Consider the following 1,245-nt stretch of genomic DNA (forward strand, 5'->3'; position numbering starts at 1 on the left):
AAGCTTGTTTTCCTTAATAAATTGTCGTAGCTGTTCCTTGGACCATAATCCCATGTGTTCTCCCAACCCTTCCTAAGTAACTCTATTGTAATAGGTTTGGAGTTTACACAAAGAATTTTACAGCCTCCTCGATTTATCTCCTGGCGGACCAAGGCTCCTCCAGGAGCCACAGTATGAATATGGTGTTATATGATGCCAACGCCTTCTTCGATAAACTATAAATTTAATCACTTAATAATTGGTACTCCCCTAAAGTTTAATACTTCTTCTAATACTTCCTTTTCATGTTTCTCCCAATAACCGGTTTCAAATGAAGGTAAGTCATTCAGTGGAAAAAATCCAATATTCGTTGTCTCATTTGTTTCCCTCAATATAGTTCCTGACCACTCATCCACTCTAAATAATAATTCAAATCCTTGATACTCATCACCAAATCTGTTTTTTACACAATATTCCCTTCCTGTGTACATTGCAATAAGTGTAGCATTAATTACCTCTAACCCAGTTTCCTCATACACTTCTCGTCTCAAACATTCTAAGATAGATTCATTAAGTTCAATGCCACCTGCAGGTAGAGCCCACTTTCCATTTCCTCTTCTTTGGATATATAGTACTTCTCCACTATCATTAAAAATCACAGCTCTTACTGACGGGATGATCAGTTTTTGATTTCCTAATATTGATCGAAGTTGTCCAGTATATGACTCTTTCCAATTTCTCGACATAGCAAAATTCCTTCCAAGAAAGATTTATTCATATTGCTTTGCGTTGGTTTCATATAACGTCTCTTGTATTCACGAGCCCGAGAACCTTAAAGGTAGCTTGCTGCCGGCCGCGAGAATACGGTGCTATACGAAGGAACCTCATCCTCGATTATCTTGCTAAAGTTTGTTTTGTAATAGTTTTGTGATTTTTTCAGTCCATTTGCCTTCTACATCCGCGATCTCAGTAGTCCAACCAAGTTCTCTCGCTGGAATAAAATTCTTCTCTTGATCGTCGACATAAATAGTTGGACCTTTATTAATCTTTGCTTGCACTATATTATATATTGAAGGACCTGGTTTACAGTATCCCACTTGACTTGAAACTGTTATCGATTGTAAATACGGCTTTATCGGTTGTGAATGCTAATCTAAATTGTGACCACCCTGCAGGGGTTCGCTCATCAAAAAAATGACCACCTGAGCATCACTTTCCTGTAACCTTGGAGTTGCTGAGACAACAAGGGATACAGGAGGAAAGGGA

At 38.3% G+C, this 1,245-nt stretch carries 2 protein-coding genes; both read right to left on the reverse strand.

Translation table 11 applies throughout. The features are described 5' to 3' along the window. Window positions 1–227 precede the first annotated feature (227 nt). Window positions 228–725 (reverse strand): NUDIX domain-containing protein, encoded by a 498-nt coding sequence (locus EYB31_RS39930; protein ID WP_131019149.1) that lies wholly within the window; start codon window positions 723–725, stop codon window positions 228–230. A gap of 156 nt (window positions 726–881) precedes the next feature. Beyond that, entirely contained in the window at window positions 882–1,076 is a 195-nt protein-coding gene (locus EYB31_RS41680) for a hypothetical protein (RefSeq protein ID WP_165452854.1), read from the reverse strand. Between the last annotated feature and the right edge of the window lie 169 nt (window positions 1,077–1,245).

The organism is Paenibacillus thalictri (genome assembly GCF_004307995.1).
GTDB lineage: Bacteria > Bacillota > Bacilli > Paenibacillales > NBRC-103111 > Paenibacillus_AF > Paenibacillus_AF thalictri.

What these genes read in the sequence shown, in the direction of transcription:
- EYB31_RS39930 (WP_131019149.1), bottom strand. Translation starts at nt 725, where the DNA reads ATGTCGAGAAATTGGAAAGAGTCATATACTGGACAACTTCGATCAATA.